This is a genomic window from Micromonospora sp. NPDC000442 (assembly GCF_042898635.1).
Classification (GTDB): domain Bacteria; phylum Actinomycetota; class Actinomycetes; order Mycobacteriales; family Micromonosporaceae; genus Micromonospora.
Genome location: NZ_JBIAYZ010000024.1, coordinates 1 through 17,417, shown reverse-complemented (window position 1 = coordinate 17,417; position 17,417 = coordinate 1). Strand labels below are relative to the sequence as shown.

Sequence of the window (17,417 nt, the reverse complement as noted above, 5' to 3'; positions counted from 1 at the left end):
TTCCAGACACTCGCCCCGCCTCGCCGGCCCCGGCAGAGTCATGCCCAGAAGATCACGTCGAGCGGCGAGCAGGGAGCAGGCATGGGATCGGGTGCAGCGGTGGCGGTGTTCGGCGCGTACGGGCACACCGGCAGGTTCGTGGTCGCGGAGTTGTGCGAGCGCGGCTACCTGCCGCTGCTGCTCGGTCGTGACCAGGACAAGCTGCTGGCGCTGGCGCGGACCCGACCGGGGCTGGAAACGCGACAGGCGGCGGTCGACGATCCGGCCTCCCTCGACCGTGCGCTGCGCGGCGCGACCGCTGTGATCAACTGTGCCGGACCGTTCGCCTCCACCGCCGCCGCGCTGGTGGCGGCGGCGCTGCGCGCCGGCATCCCGTACGTCGACGTGGCGGCGGAGATCGAGGCGAACCTCGACACGTTCCGGCACTTCGCGGCGCCGGCCCGCGCCGCGGGCGTCGTGGTGGTCCCGGCGATGGCGTTCTTCGGTGGTCTCGGTGACCTGCTGGTCACCACCGTCATGGACGACTGGGCGGCGGCGGACGAGGCGCACATCGCCTACGGTCTGACCAGTTGGCGACCCACCGCCGGAACCCGCGCCTCGGGCGCGGTGTCGGCACAGCGACGAGGTCGCCGCCGGGTCCGCTACACCAGCGGAAAGCTGGAGTACCACGATGACGCGCCGTCGACTCTGGAGTGGCCGTTCCCGGCTCCGCTCGGCTCGCAACGCGTCATCGGGGAGTTCACGATGGCCGACGTCGTCACCGTGCCCAGCCACCTGGCCGTCCCACGGGTGTGCACATACATGGCGGCCACGGCGGCGGCGGACCTGTCCGCCGCGGACGCGTCGGCGCCGACCGCTGTCGATGAGCGCGGCCGATCCGCGCAGACCTTCGTCGTCGACGTGCTCGTCCGAGCCGGCGGTACGCAACGACGCCTGGCGGCGACCGGTCGGGACATCTACGCGATCAGCGCGCCGCTCGCGGTTGAGGCCGTCGACCGCATCCTCACCGGCCGGGCCAGGACCGTCGGTGTCGCCTCGGCGGGCGCGGCCTTCGACGCACCGGACTTCCTCGCCGCCCTGTCCCCGGACCTCTCGCTGCATGTCCCGCGCGAATCCGCGCTGGCGGGCTTCGGTCCGGATCACCTACGGTGATCCGGGCAAACTTTCGCTGGCGGGCGCAGGTCCGGATCAGCCGCGGTGATCCGCGCAGCGGTCAGGCGGTGCCGGGCAGGCCGGCCAGGCGGACGGTCGCGGGGCGGATGCGGGGCGGATGCGGTCAGCGCCCGTCCGCGCTGGTGGGTAGCGCGAAACGCCAACCGTCCGCGTGCAGTGCGGGGATGGCCCGGTCGACGGCGTCGACGGTCTGGCTGCGGTCGCCGCCGCCGTCATGCAGCAGCACCACCGCGCCCGGTGCGACGCCCTCGATGAGGCGCCGCAGCAGCTCGTCAGTGCCGGGCGGTTCCCAGTCCGTCACGGCGAGCCGCCAGCCCATCGGTCGCATCCCGAGCGCCGTGGCCACGCTGGGCGTCTGGCCCCAGGCGCCGTACGGTGCCCGGAAGTAGGGGACCCGGACGTGCGGGACGGCGTGCCGGATGACCGCGTTGGTCTCCAGCAGGTCCGAGGCGATCCGGCCGGCGGTCCAGGAGCCCATGTCGTCGTGGTGCATGCTGTGGTTGCCCAGCGCGTGCCCGGCCTCGACGATCCGGCGTACCAGCCCGGGATGCTCGATGACACGGTCGCCCTGAAGGAAGAAGACCGCCCGGACGTCGTGGGCGGCCAAGATGTCGAGCAGGTGCGGGGTGTGCTCCGGGTGCGGTCCGTCGTCGAAGGTGAGGCACATGACCCGCTCGGTGCCGATCACCTCGGTGGGCCGTACCGGCGGCGGTCCAAGGCCCAGCCTGGACGCGGCACGCGGGGGATGCAGGGGCTGCGTGGTGGACGACATCGGTCGGACCTTCCGCTGGGTGGGCCGGGTGGGGCGCCGAGCGCCCCACCCGGCCCGCTGGTGGTGGATGGCTGGTCCGCCCGCCGTGACGAGGATCAGCGGCGGGGCTTGGGTGCGATGCGGGGCAGGACGTACGGCGGGCCGGCGAGGATCAGGTCGGACTTGATCTCGTGGTAGGCCAGCTTGGGCTGGTAGTTCTCGTCCATGATGGTGGCCAGGCCCTCGGGCGGGTCGTCGAACCAGCCCGGCACCCAGGAGTGCTTGTCGCTGAAGCCCCAGACGGTGTACGAGAGGCAGCTGCGGACGGCCAGGCAGGCCTTCATCAGCACGCTGTGGTTGGCGGCCGACGCCTGCAACCTGGGGTTGATCTCCTCGGTGTTGCCGGCCTGAACCGCCTCGGTCATCTGGCTACGGACGTCCACCTCGGTGAACGCGGTCGCCACCCCGAGCGAGGTGAACTTCTTCAGCGCCTCGGTCACCTGGAAGGTGTTGAAGTTGCCGTACTGGGTGCCGAGGTGGCCCTGTGCGCCGACGCCGTCGATCGGTACGCCCTGGGCGCGCAGCCGCTTGACCATGTCGTAGACGAACTGGGTCTTGTCGTCGGCCGGGTTGCCGGAGCCGAACGCCTCGATGTTGTAGTCGTTGTAGAACAGCAGTGCCTTGGGGTCGGCGGCGCGGGCCCACCGGAACGCGTCAGCGAGGTAGCCGGGCCCGAGGTTCTCGGCCCAGAAACCCTTGTAGTGCAGGGTGGGCGGAGTGTCCCAGGGGTCGCTGACCGCCTCGTTGACGACGTCCCACTGCCAGATCTTGCCCTTGTAGCGCTTGACCACCGTGGTGATGTGCTTGCGCAGCAGCTCGCGCAGCTCCTGCTTGCTGATCGAGCCGTCGGCGACCCCTTCGGTCAGCCACTGCGGCAGCTGGTTGTGCCAGACGAGCACGTGACCTCGTACGCTCTGGCGGTTGCGCTTGGCGAAGTTGACGAGCTGGTCGGCCGGCTCCCAGTTGTAGGTGCCGCGGGTGGGTTCGAGGCTCTCCCACTTCATGGCGTTCTCGGCGGTGACCGAGACGAACTCGGATGCGGTGATCTTGCGGTATTCCGGGTCGGCGGTGTCGTTGAGGGCGTCCGCGCTGACCGCGGTGCCGATGTGCAGGCCGTGGCGCAGGCCGAGTGCGCCCAGGGTCTGTGCGGTCGGGTCGTACGGCCGGCCGGCCGTGGCCGGCACCATGTTCAATGCCGTCGCGGTCGCGACGGCGACCGCACCGACGGCCATCCACCGTCTCAACTTCATCTGCATTCCTCTCGATCTTCAATCGACAAATGTCGATCATGAAGTGCAGGCTAGGGCCGGTGCTGAGCAGGTTGGCAGCGGAACGTGGCGCCGTGACCGGACGTGTCTCGTGGTCGCGGAGGGCGCCGATATTTTTCCGGATGTCGATCGGTAACTTGGCCGAAACGTTAGGGCCATCGATGGCCGCAGTCAACCACGAAAAATTCCGGAAGTGGGCCCTGTGCACTGCTGGAACGTCCGGTTTACAACCGGAAACTTCCGGATCCAAGGCCCCGTCGCCGCTGTGGAAGTGGCCGGGCCGGCTCGCTCCCGCGGGTTCCGTGGACGGGGTCGAGCCGGCCCGGGTCGAGGGCCCGCCGGCAGCGGGTCGGTCGGACGGCGTGCGCCGCCCACCGATGCGGATCAGTGCTCGAGATAGGTGGCGTGGTCGAAGTCGGCGTAACGCCCGTCGCCGCCGATGTCCTGCACCCAGAGGCCGAGCAGGGCGCCGGTGAAGCCCCAGGCCGCTGGCTCGCCGTCGACGATCCGGGCCGCGTGTTCGTCCGAGAGGATGGTGGCATCCAGTTCCACCGGCAGTCGCCGCCAACCGTCACCGAGGTCGTACGCGAAGTGCAGCACCGGGCCGTCGAAGGTGACCCGCAGCCCCACCCGCAGCCGACCACCCGTGTCGACGGTCAGTTGCGGGTACGCGGTGCGGTGGCCGCCGTCGCAGCTGAGCAGCTCCAGCACGGAGCGTCCGTCGTCGGCCCGGGTCAGGTAGAGGTGGTGCCAGTTCTCGGTGTTGTAGTAGCCGGTGATGCCCGCCAGGTGCCGGTGGTCGCCCGGGTCGAACTCGACGACGGTCTCCAGCGAGCAACGGACCGCACCCACCGGCCGCGCCACCAGGCTCGGCGTCTGCTTACCGACGGGGGACTGGCCACCGTGCACCCGCAGGTACGACGGGCGGGAGCGCAAATCGATCCAGTCGTCGGTCGCCGGTCGCCGCAGGGTCGACCAGCCGGCACCCAGCTGGGGAGCGTCGAAGTGGTCGGTGGCCGGCTCGTCGGGCCACGGATGGGCCGGCAGGTCCGGGGCGGGGATCTCGTCGGCCGGAACCCGGCCGGACACGCACGGCCAGCCTCCCGGCGACCAGTCGACCTTCTGTATTGCGGTTTCCCGCCCGAGGACGCAGTTGCCGAGCGGAGTGTAGGGGCGAGCCACCAGGTGGGCCAGGTACCACTCACCACGCTGGGTACGGACCAGACTGCCGTGACCGGCCTTCTGCAACGTCAGCTCCGGGCGACCGACCGAGGTGAGCAGGGGCCCGGCCGGGTCCACCTCGTACGGTCCGAACAGGTCCCGCGACCGGGCCACGGTGACCTGGTGCTCCCAACTGGTGCCGCCCTCGGCGGTGACCAGCCAGTACCAGCCGTCGTGCCGGTAGAGGTGTGGTCCCTCGGTCAGGCCTACCTCGGTGCCGGTGAAGATGATCCGGGGTCGGCCGACCAGTTGCCGTCGGGCCGGGTCATACTGCTGAATCTCGATGCCGCCGAAGCGGTCGCGCCCAGGCCGCCAGTCAGCACTCATCGCCAGCAGCCAGGAGGTGCCGTCGTCGTCGTGGAACAGCGCGGCGTCGAAGCCGTGCGAGTGCAGCCGCACCGGGTCCGACCACGGTCCCGTGATGGTCGGCGCGGTGGTGAGGAAGTTCTGAGCGTCCCAGTAACCGCTGGCGAAGCTGGCGACGTCGCTGTAGACCAGGTGGAACAGTCCGTCGTGGTACGTGAGGTCGGGCGCCCAGATCCCGTTGGAGTCGCCGCAGCCGCGCAGGTCGAGCAGGCGTCGTTCGGTGATGATCCCGCCGAGCTCCCGCCAGTGGACGAGGTCCTTCGAGTGGTGCACCCGCACACCGGGATACCACTCGAAGGTGGAGGTAGCCAGATAGTAGTCGCCGTCGACCCGCAGGATCGACGGATCCGGATGGAAGCCGGTGAGGACGGGGTTGCGGATCGACCGGGCGATAGCCACGTCTGCGATCTCGGTCGACATGTTCGACTCCTTCAGGTCACGATCCCGGTTTATTCCCGGAAATACTCCGGAAGTGCCAAGATTGCGCTCACGGTATCGGCTCGCGTCGGCTCGCGACACCCCCTTGACCGGCGACGCAAAGCCGTCGTAACGTGCCGGCCATCACGTCGAAAATACCGGTATCGAAGCGAAACTTGCGATCCCGTTTTCATGGCCGCCGCCGAGCGCGGTGGTGTTCCCTCCGCGTACTACGCCTCCCGAAGGGATGAACCATGACATCGCACCTCTCCCGCCGGTCGCTGCTGGGGTTGGCCGGCGCTGGTGCCGGCGCACTCCTGCTCGGCGCCTGCGGGGATGGGGACGGCGGCGCTTCCGCGAGCCCGCAGAAGATCAGATGGTGGCACGTCCAGGACGCCGAGCCGATGCTCAGCGTCTGGGCTGATCTGGCACGGCAGTACGAGAACGCGCACACCCACGTCACCGTCGAGGTGCAGCCGTTGGAGGTCGAGGCGTTCAAGACGAAGCTGAACGGTGCGGTCGAGGCGGCGATGCCACCGGACCTGTTCCAGTCGTGGGGCGGCGGGGCACTCCAGCAGCAGGTCGAGGCCGGTCTCGTCAAGGACATCACCAGCGAGGTCCAGGGTTGGATCGGTCAGCTGCTGCCCGCCTCGTTGCAGCCGTACACGGTGAACGACAAGATCTACGGCATTCCGTTCGACATCGGCATGGTCGGCTTCTGGTACAACCGGGACCACTTCGCCAAGGCCAACATCGAGACGCCGCCGAAGACCTGGGGCGAACTGCTGGAGGTTGTCACCAAGCTCAAGGCCGTCAACATCGCCCCGATCGCGCTCGGCGGCAAGGACAAGTGGCCCGGGCACTACTACTGGGCGTACCTGGCGATGCGGATCGGCGGTCTCGAGGCGCTGCAGCGCGCGGCCGAGGACCGGAACTTCAACACGCCGGTCTTCGTCGCCGCCGGTGAACGCCTCCGGGAACTGGTCGACATGCAGCCGTTCCAGAAGGGCTACCTGCGCGCGGAGTACGGGTCCGAGACCGGGCAGGCCGCGACGATGGGCAACGAGGAAGCTGCCATGGAGCTGATGGGCCAGTGGGCGCCGTCGGTGCAGGCGTCCTCCTCGACCAGCAAGCGCGGCCTCGGTGACCGGCTCGCCTTCTTCCCCTTCCCGGCCGTCGAGGACGGCAAGGGCTCGGCCACCGACGCGTTCGGTGGCGGTAACGGCTTCGTGGTCGGCCGCGACGCACCGCCCGCAACCGTGGAGTTCCTGCGGACGCTGCTCCAGGCGAGGAACCAGCGCCGGGCCGCGCAGACCGGCGCGGTACTGCCCACCAACCAGGCCGCGGTCGGCGGGATCAAGGACCTCAACAACCAGGTCGTGGCGGCGAACCTGGGCATCGCGACCGGCTTCCAGCTCTACCTCGACCAGGCGTACCCACCGGCGGTGGGTCAGCAGGTAAACGAGAGTGTGGCCCAGCTGATCGCCGGCACGAAGCGGCCGGACGAGATCGTCAAGGACATCACCAGGGTCGCGAAGAAGCAGTAGCGGGTGTCGCCGGCGCTCGGGCACCGCGCCGTCGCCGTACGTCAGCCCGTCGGCGCTACCGCCGGCGGCGTCGAGGGATGAGCGAAGTAGGGAGGGCGCATGGCTGCCAACGACAACCGGACAGTGACCATCGCGGCCATCGCCCGCCTGGCGGGGGTGTCGGTGCCGACGGTGTCCCGGGTGATCAATGGTCGTTCGGATGTGGCTCCGCAGACCCGTGAGCGGGTGGAGGAGTTGCTGACGCGGCATGGTTACCGGCGTCGGCCGCCGAGTATGCGGGCCAGTTCGGGGTTGGTGGACCTGGTCTTCAACGACCTGGACAGTCCGTGGGCGGTGGAGATCATCCGGGGTGTGGAGGATGTGGCGCACGCTGCGGGGGTGGGCACCGTCGTGTCGGCCATCCACCGCCGCTCGTCCTCGGCCAAGCAGTGGCTGGACAACATCCGGACCCGGTCCACCGAGGGGGTCATCTTCGTGACCTCCACCCTCGAACCGCCACAGCAGGCGGAGTTGCGCCGGCTCAACATCCCGGCCGTGATCGTCGACCCGGCGGGTGTCCCCGCCCAGGACGCGCCGACCATCGGCGCCACCAACTGGGCGGGGAGCCTGCGGGCGACGGAGTATCTGATCGGGCTGGGGCACCGGCGGATCGGGTTCATCGCGGGGCCGCCGCAGTTGATGTGCAGCCGGGCCCGGATGGACGGCTACCGGGCGGCCCTGGAAGCCGCCGGGATCCCGATCGACGACCGGTTGATCCAGGCGGGCAACTTCTACCACGAGGCCGGCTTTTCCGGTGGGGCGCGGCTGCTGGGCCTGACCGAGCCGCCGACGGCGATCTTCGCGTCGAGCGACCAGATGGCGTTGGGCGTGTACGAGGCGGTCCGGCAGCGCGGTCTGCGGATGCCTGATGACATCAGTGTGGTGGGTTTCGACGACCTGCCGGAGGTCCGGTGGTGCTCGCCTCCGTTGACCACGGTGCGGCAGCCGCTGGCCGAGATGGGGATGTTGGCGGCGCGGACGGTGCTGCGGCTGGCCCGCGGTGAGAAGGTGGAGAGCCCCCGGGTGGAACTCGCCACCGAACTCGTCATCCGGGACAGTGCGGCCGCGCCGAAGGCCGACCGGGGGTCGTCGGAGTGAACTGCGCCAACTACCGATAGTCGAGTGAAATTTTCGGCACTAGGGTGTGGGCGGGCGGCTGGTTGCCCGCCCTGGCCGCCCCGGGGCAGGGTGCGGGCTGTCGCCGTACCGGTTGGGTAGGGAGTGCCGTGGTTGCCAGAGACACCCGGAAGATCACGATTTCCGCGATAGCGGACCTGGCGGGGGTGTCGGTGCCGACGGTGTCCCGGGTGATCAATGGTCGTTCGGATGTGGCTCCGCAGACCCGTGAGCGGGTGGAGGAGTTGCTGACGCGGCATGGTTACCGGCGTCGGCCGCCGAGTATGCGGGCCAGTTCGGGGTTGGTGGACCTGGTCTTCAACGACCTGGACAGTCCGTGGGCGGTGGAGATCATCCGGGGTGTGGAGGATGTGGCGCACGCTGCGGGGGTGGGCACCGTCGTGTCGGCCATCCACCGGCAGACCTCCTCCGCGGAGCAGTGGCTGGACGGCATGCGCCGCCGGGGCACCGAGGGCGTGATCTTCGTGACCTCGATGGTCGAGCCACCCCTGCAGGCCGAGCTGCGCCGGCTGAGCATCCCGGTCGTGATCGTCGACGCGGACGGCCTGCCGGCCCGGGAGGCGACGACGATCGGTGCCACCAACTGGGCAGGGGGCCTGCGGGCGACGGAGTATCTGATCGGGCTGGGGCATCGGCGGATCGGGTTCATCGCCGGGCCGCCGCAGTTGATGTGCAGCCGGGCCCGGATGGACGGCTACCGGGCGGCCCTGGAAGCCGCCGGGCTGTCCTTCGACGAGGACCTGGTTTGCCCGGGCGACTTCTACCACGAGGCCGGTTTCAACGGTGGGGTGCGGTTGCTGGGCCTGGCCGAGCCGCCGACGGCGATCTTCGCGTCGAGCGACCAGATGGCGTTGGGCGTGTACGAGGCGGTCCGGCAACGCGGTCTGCGCGTACCGGACGACATCAGCGTGGTGGGTTTCGACGACCTGCCGGAGGTCCAGTGGTGCTCGCCGCCGTTGACCACGGTGCGGCAGCCGCTGGCCGAGATGGGGATGTTGGCGGCGCGGACGGTGCTGCGGCTGGCCCGAGGCGAGCAGGTGGAGAGCCCCCGGGTGGAACTCGCCACCGAACTCGTCATCCGGGACAGCGCGGCTGCGGCCTAACCAGGTATCGATATTTTTCCGGAAGTTGTTGACGCGGCATCCGGTGGGGCCGACGATGGGACTCGCCGTCCTTTCACCAAGGAACTGGCTGGTGGTGCCCGCCGTGCCCGCGGCACCGCCCGGCCGTGTCCGGCGGACGCCCACGCCGTCCGCCGGACACGGCACCCACCTTCCACCCGGCCAGGCGCAGGTCGTCGCCGGCTTCTGCCGTTGGCAGATCCGCTGACGGTGAACGAGCCACCCAGACGCCGGCGACAAGGGGCAGGGTGGCTCAGATGAAACTCCTCATGCTGGGCGGGTCGGGATTCGTCGGCGGGGCGGTGGTCGCCGAGGCGATCCACCGGGGCTGGGCGGTGACGACGTTCAACCGGGGGCGGCACGGGGCGCCCCCGGCTGGCGTACGGCAATTGGTGGGTGACCGCACCACCGTCGACGGGTTGGCCGCGCTGGCCGAGGGAGAGTGGGATCTCGTCGTCGACACCTGGGACGGCGCGCCCCGCGCCGCCCAGGCGACGGCACGGATGCTGGCCGAACGGGTCGGGCGCTACGTCTACGTCTCCAGCGGTTCGGTGTACGCCCGGCCGGTACCGGCCGGCGTGACCGAGCAGGCGCCGCTGGTCGACGCCGCCCCGGACGACATCGACGGTGAGTACCCGACGCTCAAGGCCGGTGCCGAGCGGGCCCTACGCGTGGTGTTCGGCGACCGGGTGCTGCTCGCCCGGGCCGGGCTGATCCTCGGTCCGGGCGAGGACATCGGCCGGCTGCCGTGGTGGCTGAACCGCCTGGCCCGGGGCGGTGACGTGCTCGCGCCCGGCCCTGCCGACCTGCCCGTGCAGTACGTCGACGTCCGCGACCTGGCGGCCTTCCTGCTGGACGCCGGGGTCGCCGGCCAGGCCGGTGCGGTCAACGTGGTGAGCCGACCCGGCCACACCACCATGGGCGAGCTGCTCACCGTCGGTGTGACGGCCACCGGCGCTGACGCTCGGCTGCGTTGGGTCGAGCCGGGGCAACTGCTCGCCGCGGGTGTGGAACCGTGGAACGATCTGCCGGTCTGGATTCCGCCGGGGCACGAGTACCGGTGGATGCAGCAGATGGACGTCACCCGTGCGTACGCTGACGGGCTCAGCTGCCGACCGGTGACCGAAACCGTCGTCGACACCTGGGCCTGGTTGCGCCGGGTGGGTTCGGTGCCGGCCCGCGCCGGTCGACCGGCCCGGCGGCCGGTCGGTCTGGACCCGGCCCGGGAGGCCGGCCTGCTCGCGACCCTGACCACCGACGTCCCGTCCCCGGTGCCACCCCGCTGACGGCCGTCCCCGGTGCCACCCACCGCTGACAGCCGCTAGGCGAGGTGCACCGGCAGGTCCAGCACCTCGTCCACCGCGCGGCGGGGAGTGGGCCGGCCCGGCTGGCCGTACCCGATCCGCATCACCATCTGTGGCGTACCGAACCGTCCCAGCGACAGCCGGAGCTGCTCCCGGGCCGACGGCACCTCGATCGGTTGAGACAGCATCGACACGGACAGCCCGGCGTCGGTGGCGGTCAGCAGCATCCGCTGCAACGCCTGACCCGCGACCACCTGGTCGACGGCGGTGTTGCCGGCGGAGCCGAGCACCGCCACGAGTGGCTCCGGCTCGAAGTCGCGTCCGGGTGCCCGCGGAATACCGCCGAAGCCACGCGACGGAAGCAGGTCATGGGGCTCGGCCTGGGGGCCGCTGGCGGTGACCGGGACGCCGTCCGGCTCGTCTCCCGCGCGTACCCACGCCTCGCGTTCCGCCCGGTAGGCGGGGTCGCGTTCGAGGACCCGGTGCGCGCCGCGAGCGATCTCGGCGAAGGCGTTGACGGCGCTCACCCCGATCAGCAACTCCAGCCAGCAGTGCTCGGCCCGGGCCGCCTCACCCAGCCGCCAGCGGGAGTCGGCCGGAACCGGGTCGGGCCAGAACGGGGCACGGTTGCTGAACCGGCGTGGAATGGCCGCGTAGAGGCTCTGCTCGGCGGGGCTGGGTCGGCGCGGCAGGTCCGGAACCAGCCGGGCCAGCACGTCCGGTTCCGACGGGTACGGACGCAGTCGTACCGTCGCCGGGGCGCCGGCCACCGCCAGGGCGAGGCGCAAATTGAACAGCGCCGCTCCGCCGGCGACGCGGGCACCCCAGCCGCTCGGGTCGGTGGCGGGCAGCCGCCGGGTCGGGTCGAGGAGCACCTCGATTCCACCGTCGCGCAGCCGGAACCGCCACGGCTGGACGTTGTGCAGCGACGGTGCACGGACCGCGTCTGTCGCGGCGGCCCGCAGTTGTTCGACGGTGTAGCCGGTTTCCATGGTCGGGCCCCCTCGCATTCGCCTGCTACCTCTTCCCCACGGTGCCCCCCGCCCCCACCCACCCAGCAGGGCCACACGTCCCGAACCCCCAGGACACCCCGCCCTCCCTGACCCCACCCGCCGGAAGCTGATCATGAAGTTGTTGTCGCGCCACGCCGGACCCAGCCGCAACAACTTCATGATCAACGGGGTGGAAGTTGGTTGGGTGGGGTGGGTGGGTGGGTGGGGTGGGTGGGGTGGGTGGGGGAGGTTGGGTGGGGGAGGTTGGGACTTTTGGCCCGGGCGGGGGTGGGCGGGAGGGGGTAGAAAGGGGGGATGATCCGGGTGTTTCTGCTTGACGACCACGAGGTCGTCCGTCGTGGTCTGGCCGATCTGCTGCATGCCAGTGGCGACATAGAGGTGGTTGGTGAGTCCGGCTCCGCCCCGGAGGCGGCCCGCCGGATTCCGGCGCTCCGGCCCGACGTGGCGATCCTCGACGCCCGGCTACCCGACGGAAACGGCATCGACGTGTGCCGGGACATCCGGGCCGTGGACTCCTCGATCAAGGGGCTGATCCTCACCTCGTACGAGGACGACGAGGCACTTTTCGCCGCGATCATGGCCGGTGCCTCCGGGTACGTGCTCAAGCAGATCCGCGGCACCGACCTCGTCGACGCGGTACGCCGGGTGGCGGCCGGTCAGTCGCTGCTCGACCCGGCGATCACCACCCGGGTGCTGGACCGCATCCGCAGCGGCGTGGAGCAGCCCCGCGAGTTGCAGTCCCTCACCGAGCAGGAGCGGCGCATCCTGGAGTACGTCGCCGAGGGGCTGACCAACCGGGAGATCGCCAGCAAGATGTTCCTGGCCGAGAAGACGGTGAAGAACTACGTCTCCAGCGTGTTGGCCAAGCTCGGCCTGGAGCGTCGTACCCAGGCCGCGGTGCTGGCCACCCGCCTGCTCGGCAAGACCCACTGACCCCACCCGCAGGGCTGCGGCGGCTCAGGCCCGTCAGCGGGACCGACAAGTGCGGCTCAGGCCCGGAGCGGGACCGACCAGTGCAGCTCGGTGCCGCGCGGTTCGGCACCGCGTACCTCGAAGGTGCCGGCGTGCCGTTCGGCGCGTTCGCGCAGGTTCACCAGCCCGCCCCGGGCGGCGGCCGGGTCGCAGCCCACTCCGTTGTCGGTGACGGTGACGCTGACCTGGGTGGCGTCGACGCGTACCGCCACCGACACCGCCGTGGCCTCGGCGTGGCGTACCGCGTTGGACAGCGCCTCGCGGAGCACGGCGGCGAGTTCGGGGCGCACCTCGTCCGGTACGGCGCTGTCGATCGGCCCGATCAGCTCCAGCCTCGGCCGGAAACCCAACGACTCGGCGGCGGCTTCCACCGCCTCGCGGATCTCGGTACGCAGCGCCGCGCTCATTGGGGTACGCAGCTCGAAGATGGTGCGGCGGATGTCCTTGATTGTGGTGTCCAGGTCGTCGACCGCGGCGTTGATCCGCTTGGCGACCTCCGGTCGCGCCGTCAACGGCACCGCGCTCTGCAGTTGCAGGCCGGTGGCGAACAACCGCTGGATCACCACGTCGTGCAGGTCCCGGGCGATCCGCTCGCGGTCCTCCAGAACCACCAGTTGCTCGCGTTCCTCCTGGCCACGGGCGCGTTCCATGGCCAGCGCCGCCTGACCGGCGAAGCTGCCCAGCAGGGTCACGTCGTCGTCGGTGGCACCGCCGTGGTCGGCGCTGTGCGCGATCACCAGCACGCCGTGCAGGGTGTCGGCGGTGGCCAGCGGAGAGATCACCGCCGGCCCGGTGTGCAGCACCGCCGGCCACGGCGCGGCGTGGGCCAGATCCTCCACCGAGTCGTGCCGGCCCGCCACGACCGGGCCGGCGAAGCTGGTGTCGGCGACCGGCAGCACCGTGCCGACCAGCGCGCGAGCCTGGCTACCGACGCCGTCGACGACCTCGACGGTGAAATGGTCCGCATCCTCGTCGTAGAGCAGCACGAGGGCCAGCTCGGCCTCGGCGACCTCGCGGGCGCGACGGGCCACCAGGGTCAGCGCGTCGGTACGGCGCACCTCGCCGAGCAGCACCGAGGTGATCTCGGCGGTGGCGGAGAGCCAGCGTTCCCGCCGGTGGGCCAGCGCGTACAGCCGGGCGTTCTCGATCGCCACGCCGGCCGCTCCGGCGAGCGCGACGACGATCTCCTCGTCGTCCTCGGTGAACTCGGCGCCGCCCTGCTTCTCGGCGAGGTAGAGATTGCCGAAGACCTGGTCGCGGATGCGGACCGGCACCCCGAGGAAGGTGTGCATCGGCGGATGGTGCGGCGGGAAGCCGTAGGAGTTCGGATGCTGGGTGATGTCCGGCATCCGTACCGGCTTCGGCTCGTCGATGAGCAGGCCGAGCACTCCCCGGCCGTGCGGCAGATCACCGATCTTCGCGTGCAGCTCGGGGGAGATGCCGTGGGTGATGAAGTCGTGCAGCATCCGGTCGGGGCCGATCACCCCGAGCGCGCCGTAGCGGGCACCGGCCAGGTCGCAGGCCGCCTGCACGATGCGCCGCAGGGTGCTGCGCAGATCCAGGTCGGTGCCGATGCCGACGACGGCGTCGAGTAGCGCCCGCAGTCGTTCCCGGCTGGTCACCACCTCGCCGACGCGATCCAGCATCTCCTGGAGCAGTTCGTCCAAACGGACTCGGGACAGCGGGCTCAGGCCGAGCGACGGTGGCTCGTGCCGGGGGTTGGGTGCACCGACGGTCACCCGGCGATGCTAGCCGGTGGCCGGCCGTGCGGGAATGTTCCGCCTTGCCGATCGCCGCCTGGACCTCGCCACGACACGGCACACCGCTAGGCGTCGCCGGACACGGCCGAGGTGTCCACCACCTGCTCGCGGGGCAGTCGCGGGGTGTGCGGTGGGCCGGCGTGGGCCGGGTCGGCGACCCCCAGGCGCAGACCGAGGTACGGGTGGCCGAGCCCGGCGAGCATCTGGCGCAGGGTCTGCCGGGTGGCCGGCACCTCGACCACGCCGCTGAGCGGCACCATCGAGACACCCAGTCGGGTGGCGGCCAGCCAGGCAGCCGACAGCGCCTCGCCGGCACGTAGCCAGTCGACCGGCTCGTCCTGGTCGCCGTAGAGCACCGCGTAGGACGCCGCCCGGTCGTGCCCCGGCCCGACCGGCAGGGTGCCGGGGCGACCGAAGTCCCGGCCCGGCACAGTGGTCTGCGTGGGCTGCTCCGGCAGCACCTCCGCGGTGAGCCCGGTCCCGCCGGCGCGGCTGGTCCAGTACTCCAGTTCCTCCCGCAGTTGGGAGTCCTCCGCCTCGACCGTGGCGGCGTGCGAGGCGGACGCGGCCAGTTGCAGCACCTGGTCGCGGTCGAGGATCTCCAACCGGGCACCCTCCCGGCCGGCGGCCGACGCGATGGCGCTCAACGAGTCGGCGGAGACCGGCTCGTCGCTGACCGGACGTCGGTCGGTGTGCCGCACCTGCATGCACTGCACCGACCGCATCGCGTCCGGGTCGGCGCCGGTGGCTCGTGGCTCGGTGAGCCGGGCGAGCAGGTCAGGGTCGCCCGGGTCGGGCATCCGCTGCACGCTTGTCGCCCATCCTTCGGCGGCCAACGCCAGCCGGGCATGGTGCAGCGCCGCACCGCAGCTGAGGGTGACCAGTTCGCCCTGCGGATCGGTGGCGGCCAGCCTGGTGTCGCGCACCATCCGCAGCTCCAACGCGTCGGGCAGCACCCGCCAGCGCCACGGCTGGCTGTTGTGCACCGACGGCGCATGACCGGCCATCGCGGCGGCCTCCGCGAGTGCGGTGGTCAGCGGGCGGTGGGTAGCCGGCGTCTGGTGGCTCATCCTCACGACCTTTCCGTCTCTGCCCCATGGTGCCGCACCTCGGTACGGCTGTGGGCGCGGTCCGGTTCATCGTGCGCCATCGGCCGGCGCCTCGCACGACCCGCACGTCCCGACCGGACGGGACCTGTGACCCGCGTTCCGCCCCGACCATTCGACCCGGCTGAGACGATCCGCAGGTGAGGGAGCAGCGGTCGGCAGGTGACCGGGGCAACGGCGAGTGCCTGCCGGACCAGCCGGCGCGACCCGAATCCGAGGGATCCGGTCGGCGGCGTCGGAACTGGTGGCTGTGGACCCCGCTGGCCGGACTCACGCTGCTGGTGCTGGCCGGCGCGGCGGTGCGACTGGCCGGGCGTTCGGGCGCTGCCGACGCGCTGTGGGCGGTGGCCACCCTGGTCGCGTTGCTGCCGGCTGCCGCGTCGGTGCTGCGGGAGTTGCTGCGGCGACGGTTCGGCGTGGACGTGATCGCCGTGCTGGCGCTGGGCGGCGCACTTGTCGTCGGCGAGTACCTGGCCGGTGCGGTGGTCGCGGTGATGCTGGCCACCGGGCGGAGCTTGGAGTCGTACGCGCAGCGGCGGGCGACCCGGGACCTGCGGGCGCTGCTGGAGCGGGCACCGCGTACCGCGCGGCGGCGTACCGCCGACGGTGGCGTCGAGGTGGTGCCGGTGGACCGGGTGGCGGCCGGTGACCGGTTGCTTGTCGGCCCGGGTGACGTGGTCGCCGTCGACGGCGTCACCGAGACCGCCGCGACGTTGGACGAGTCGGTGGTCACCGGCGAGTCCCGGCTCGTCGAGCGGGTGGCCGGGGCCCGGGTGTCCAGCGGTGTGGTCAACGCCGGGGCCGCGTTCGGGTTGCGGGCCACGGAGAGCGCCGAGCGCAGCACGTACGCCGGGATCGTCCGGCTGGCGGAGGAGGCGACCGCGCGCAAGGCACCGACGGTGCGGCTGGCCGACCGGTACGCCGCCGCCTTCGTGCCGTTCACACTGGTGCTGGCCGGGCTGGGCTGGGTGCTCTCCGGCGAGTTCCTCCGCGCGGTGGCGGTGCTGGTGGTGGCGACACCGTGTCCGTTGCTGCTGGCCACGCCGATCGCCATCGTCTCCGGGTTGTCCCGGGTGGCCCGGCGCGGGGTCCTGGTTCGCGACGGCGGTTCGCTGGAGGTCCTGGGGCGGGCGCGCACCGTGCTTGTCGACAAGACCGGCACGCTCACCGCCGGCCGTCCCCGGGTCGCCGACACCGTCGTGGCTCCCGGCGGTGACCCGGACGAGGTGCTGCGCGTGGCCGCCTCGGTGGAACAGTTGTCCTCGCACGTGCTGGCGGCGGCGCTGGTGCGTGCCGCCGGTGAGAGCGGCCTGCGACTGGTCACTCCGGCAGAGGTGACCGAGGAGCCGGGCCGGGGGGTGAGCGGGCGGGTCGACGGGCGGCGGATCCGGGTCGGCCAGCTTCCCGGGACGTTGCCGGAGTGGGCCGAGCAGGCCAGCCGCCGGGCCGTCGCGGCGGGACACTCGCTGGTCTGGGTGGCCGACGAGGCCGGGCCGCTCGGCGCCGTCCTGCTGGAGGATCCGGTACGCCCCGACGCCCGCCGGACCGTGGCGCGGCTGCGTGCCGTCGGGCTCACCCGGATCGTGATGGTCACCGGGGACCGGCCGGAGGATGCCCGCCGGGTCGCCGACGCGGTGGGCGTCGACGACGTGCTGGCCCGGTGCACCCCGCAGGAGAAGGTGAGCCGGGTTCGAGCCGAGGCGGGCCGGGCGGTGACGGTGATGGTCGGTGATGGGGTCAACGACGCTCCGGCGCTGGCGGCGGCGCATGTCGGCGTGGCGATGGGGGCCACCGGGGCGACCGCCTCGGCCGATGTCGCCGACGCGGTGCTGAGCGTCGACCGCCTCGATCCGCTCGCCGACGCGGTCGAGGTGGCCCGGTACGCCCGCCGGATCGCGGTGCAGAGCGCCACGGTGGGGATGGGGTTGGCGCTGCTCGCGATGGGATTCGCGGCGGCCGGTCGGCTGCCGCCGGTGGCGGGCGCGTTCCTTCAGGAGGGCATCGACGTACTGGTGATCCTCAACGCGCTGCGCGCGCTCCGGGGCGGGCATCGTGGGGCGGGCGGGCCCCGGCCGGCCCCCCCCCCCCCCCCCCCGTGCCCCCCCCCCCCCCCCCGGCCCGGGGGGGGGGGGGGGGGGTTGGGGGGGGCCCCGCCCCGCCGC

General features: G+C 71.7%; 13 protein-coding genes. 7 read left to right on the top strand and 6 right to left on the bottom strand.

Features of this window, described 5'->3' with window-relative positions:
- Nucleotides 1-81 precede the first annotated feature (81 nt).
- Complete coding sequence (locus tag ACFY2A_RS26900) at nucleotides 82-1,152, top strand: saccharopine dehydrogenase NADP-binding domain-containing protein (RefSeq protein WP_387175633.1); 1,071 nt, start codon at nucleotides 82-84, stop codon at nucleotides 1,150-1,152.
- 124 nt (nucleotides 1,153-1,276) lie between these two features.
- Here ACFY2A_RS26900 and ACFY2A_RS26895 read toward each other — a convergent pair whose 3' ends face one another.
- From ACFY2A_RS26895 to ACFY2A_RS26885, 3 genes are all read right to left on the bottom strand, one after another.
- Nucleotides 1,277-1,945 carry a polysaccharide deacetylase family protein gene (locus tag ACFY2A_RS26895; RefSeq protein WP_387175630.1) on the bottom strand — a complete coding sequence of 223 codons (669 nt, stop codon included), beginning with the start codon at nucleotides 1,943-1,945 and terminating at the stop codon, nucleotides 1,277-1,279.
- 95 nt (nucleotides 1,946-2,040) lie between these two features.
- Nucleotides 2,041-3,234, bottom strand: a complete 1,194-nt coding sequence (locus ACFY2A_RS26890; RefSeq protein ID WP_363917505.1) for an endo-1,4-beta-xylanase — start codon at nucleotides 3,232-3,234, stop codon at nucleotides 2,041-2,043.
- Between the two features lie 402 nt (nucleotides 3,235-3,636).
- Complete coding sequence (locus ACFY2A_RS26885) at nucleotides 3,637-5,259, bottom strand: glycoside hydrolase family 43 protein (RefSeq protein ID WP_387175628.1); 1,623 nt, start codon at nucleotides 5,257-5,259, stop codon at nucleotides 3,637-3,639.
- A gap of 251 nt (nucleotides 5,260-5,510) precedes the next feature.
- Here ACFY2A_RS26885 and ACFY2A_RS26880 point away from each other — a divergent pair, with 251 nt between their 5' ends.
- The 4 genes from ACFY2A_RS26880 (at nucleotide 5,511) to ACFY2A_RS26865 (ending at nucleotide 10,386) form a co-directional block, all read left to right on the top strand.
- Entirely contained in the window at nucleotides 5,511-6,803 is a 1,293-nt protein-coding gene (locus tag ACFY2A_RS26880) for an extracellular solute-binding protein (protein WP_363917509.1), read from the top strand.
- 99 nt (nucleotides 6,804-6,902) lie between these two features.
- Nucleotides 6,903-7,940: a LacI family DNA-binding transcriptional regulator gene (locus tag ACFY2A_RS26875; RefSeq protein WP_387175626.1), complete on the top strand. Its 1,038-nt coding sequence runs from the start codon at nucleotides 6,903-6,905 to the stop codon at nucleotides 7,938-7,940.
- 128 nt (nucleotides 7,941-8,068) lie between these two features.
- A complete protein-coding gene (locus ACFY2A_RS26870) occupies nucleotides 8,069-9,082 on the top strand; it encodes a LacI family DNA-binding transcriptional regulator (protein ID WP_387175624.1) in 1,014 nt (337 codons plus the stop codon).
- A gap of 275 nt (nucleotides 9,083-9,357) precedes the next feature.
- Nucleotides 9,358-10,386: an NAD-dependent epimerase/dehydratase family protein gene (locus ACFY2A_RS26865; protein ID WP_387175622.1), complete on the top strand. Its 1,029-nt coding sequence runs from the start codon at nucleotides 9,358-9,360 to the stop codon at nucleotides 10,384-10,386.
- A 35-nt stretch (nucleotides 10,387-10,421) separates the two neighbouring features.
- On the opposite strand, the gene ACFY2A_RS26860 is transcribed toward ACFY2A_RS26865, so the two are convergent.
- Nucleotides 10,422-11,396, bottom strand: a complete 975-nt coding sequence (locus tag ACFY2A_RS26860; protein WP_387175620.1) for an Acg family FMN-binding oxidoreductase — start codon at nucleotides 11,394-11,396, stop codon at nucleotides 10,422-10,424.
- A gap of 315 nt (nucleotides 11,397-11,711) precedes the next feature.
- Here ACFY2A_RS26860 and ACFY2A_RS26855 point away from each other — a divergent pair, with 315 nt between their 5' ends.
- Complete coding sequence (locus ACFY2A_RS26855; protein ID WP_281566709.1) at nucleotides 11,712-12,350, top strand: response regulator transcription factor; 639 nt, start codon at nucleotides 11,712-11,714, stop codon at nucleotides 12,348-12,350.
- 56 nt (nucleotides 12,351-12,406) lie between these two features.
- Here ACFY2A_RS26855 and ACFY2A_RS26850 read toward each other — a convergent pair whose 3' ends face one another.
- Nucleotides 12,407-14,080, bottom strand: coding sequence for a GAF domain-containing protein (locus ACFY2A_RS26850; protein WP_387175720.1), 1,674 nt, complete (start codon nucleotides 14,078-14,080; stop codon nucleotides 12,407-12,409).
- 134 nt (nucleotides 14,081-14,214) lie between these two features.
- Nucleotides 14,215-15,219 carry an Acg family FMN-binding oxidoreductase gene (locus tag ACFY2A_RS26845; RefSeq protein WP_363917520.1) on the bottom strand — a complete coding sequence of 335 codons (1,005 nt, stop codon included), beginning with the start codon at nucleotides 15,217-15,219 and terminating at the stop codon, nucleotides 14,215-14,217.
- 176 nt (nucleotides 15,220-15,395) lie between these two features.
- Here ACFY2A_RS26845 and ACFY2A_RS26840 point away from each other — a divergent pair.
- Nucleotides 15,396-17,417: heavy metal translocating P-type ATPase (locus tag ACFY2A_RS26840; RefSeq protein WP_387175618.1), on the top strand; the 2,022-nt coding region annotated here is incomplete at its 3' end.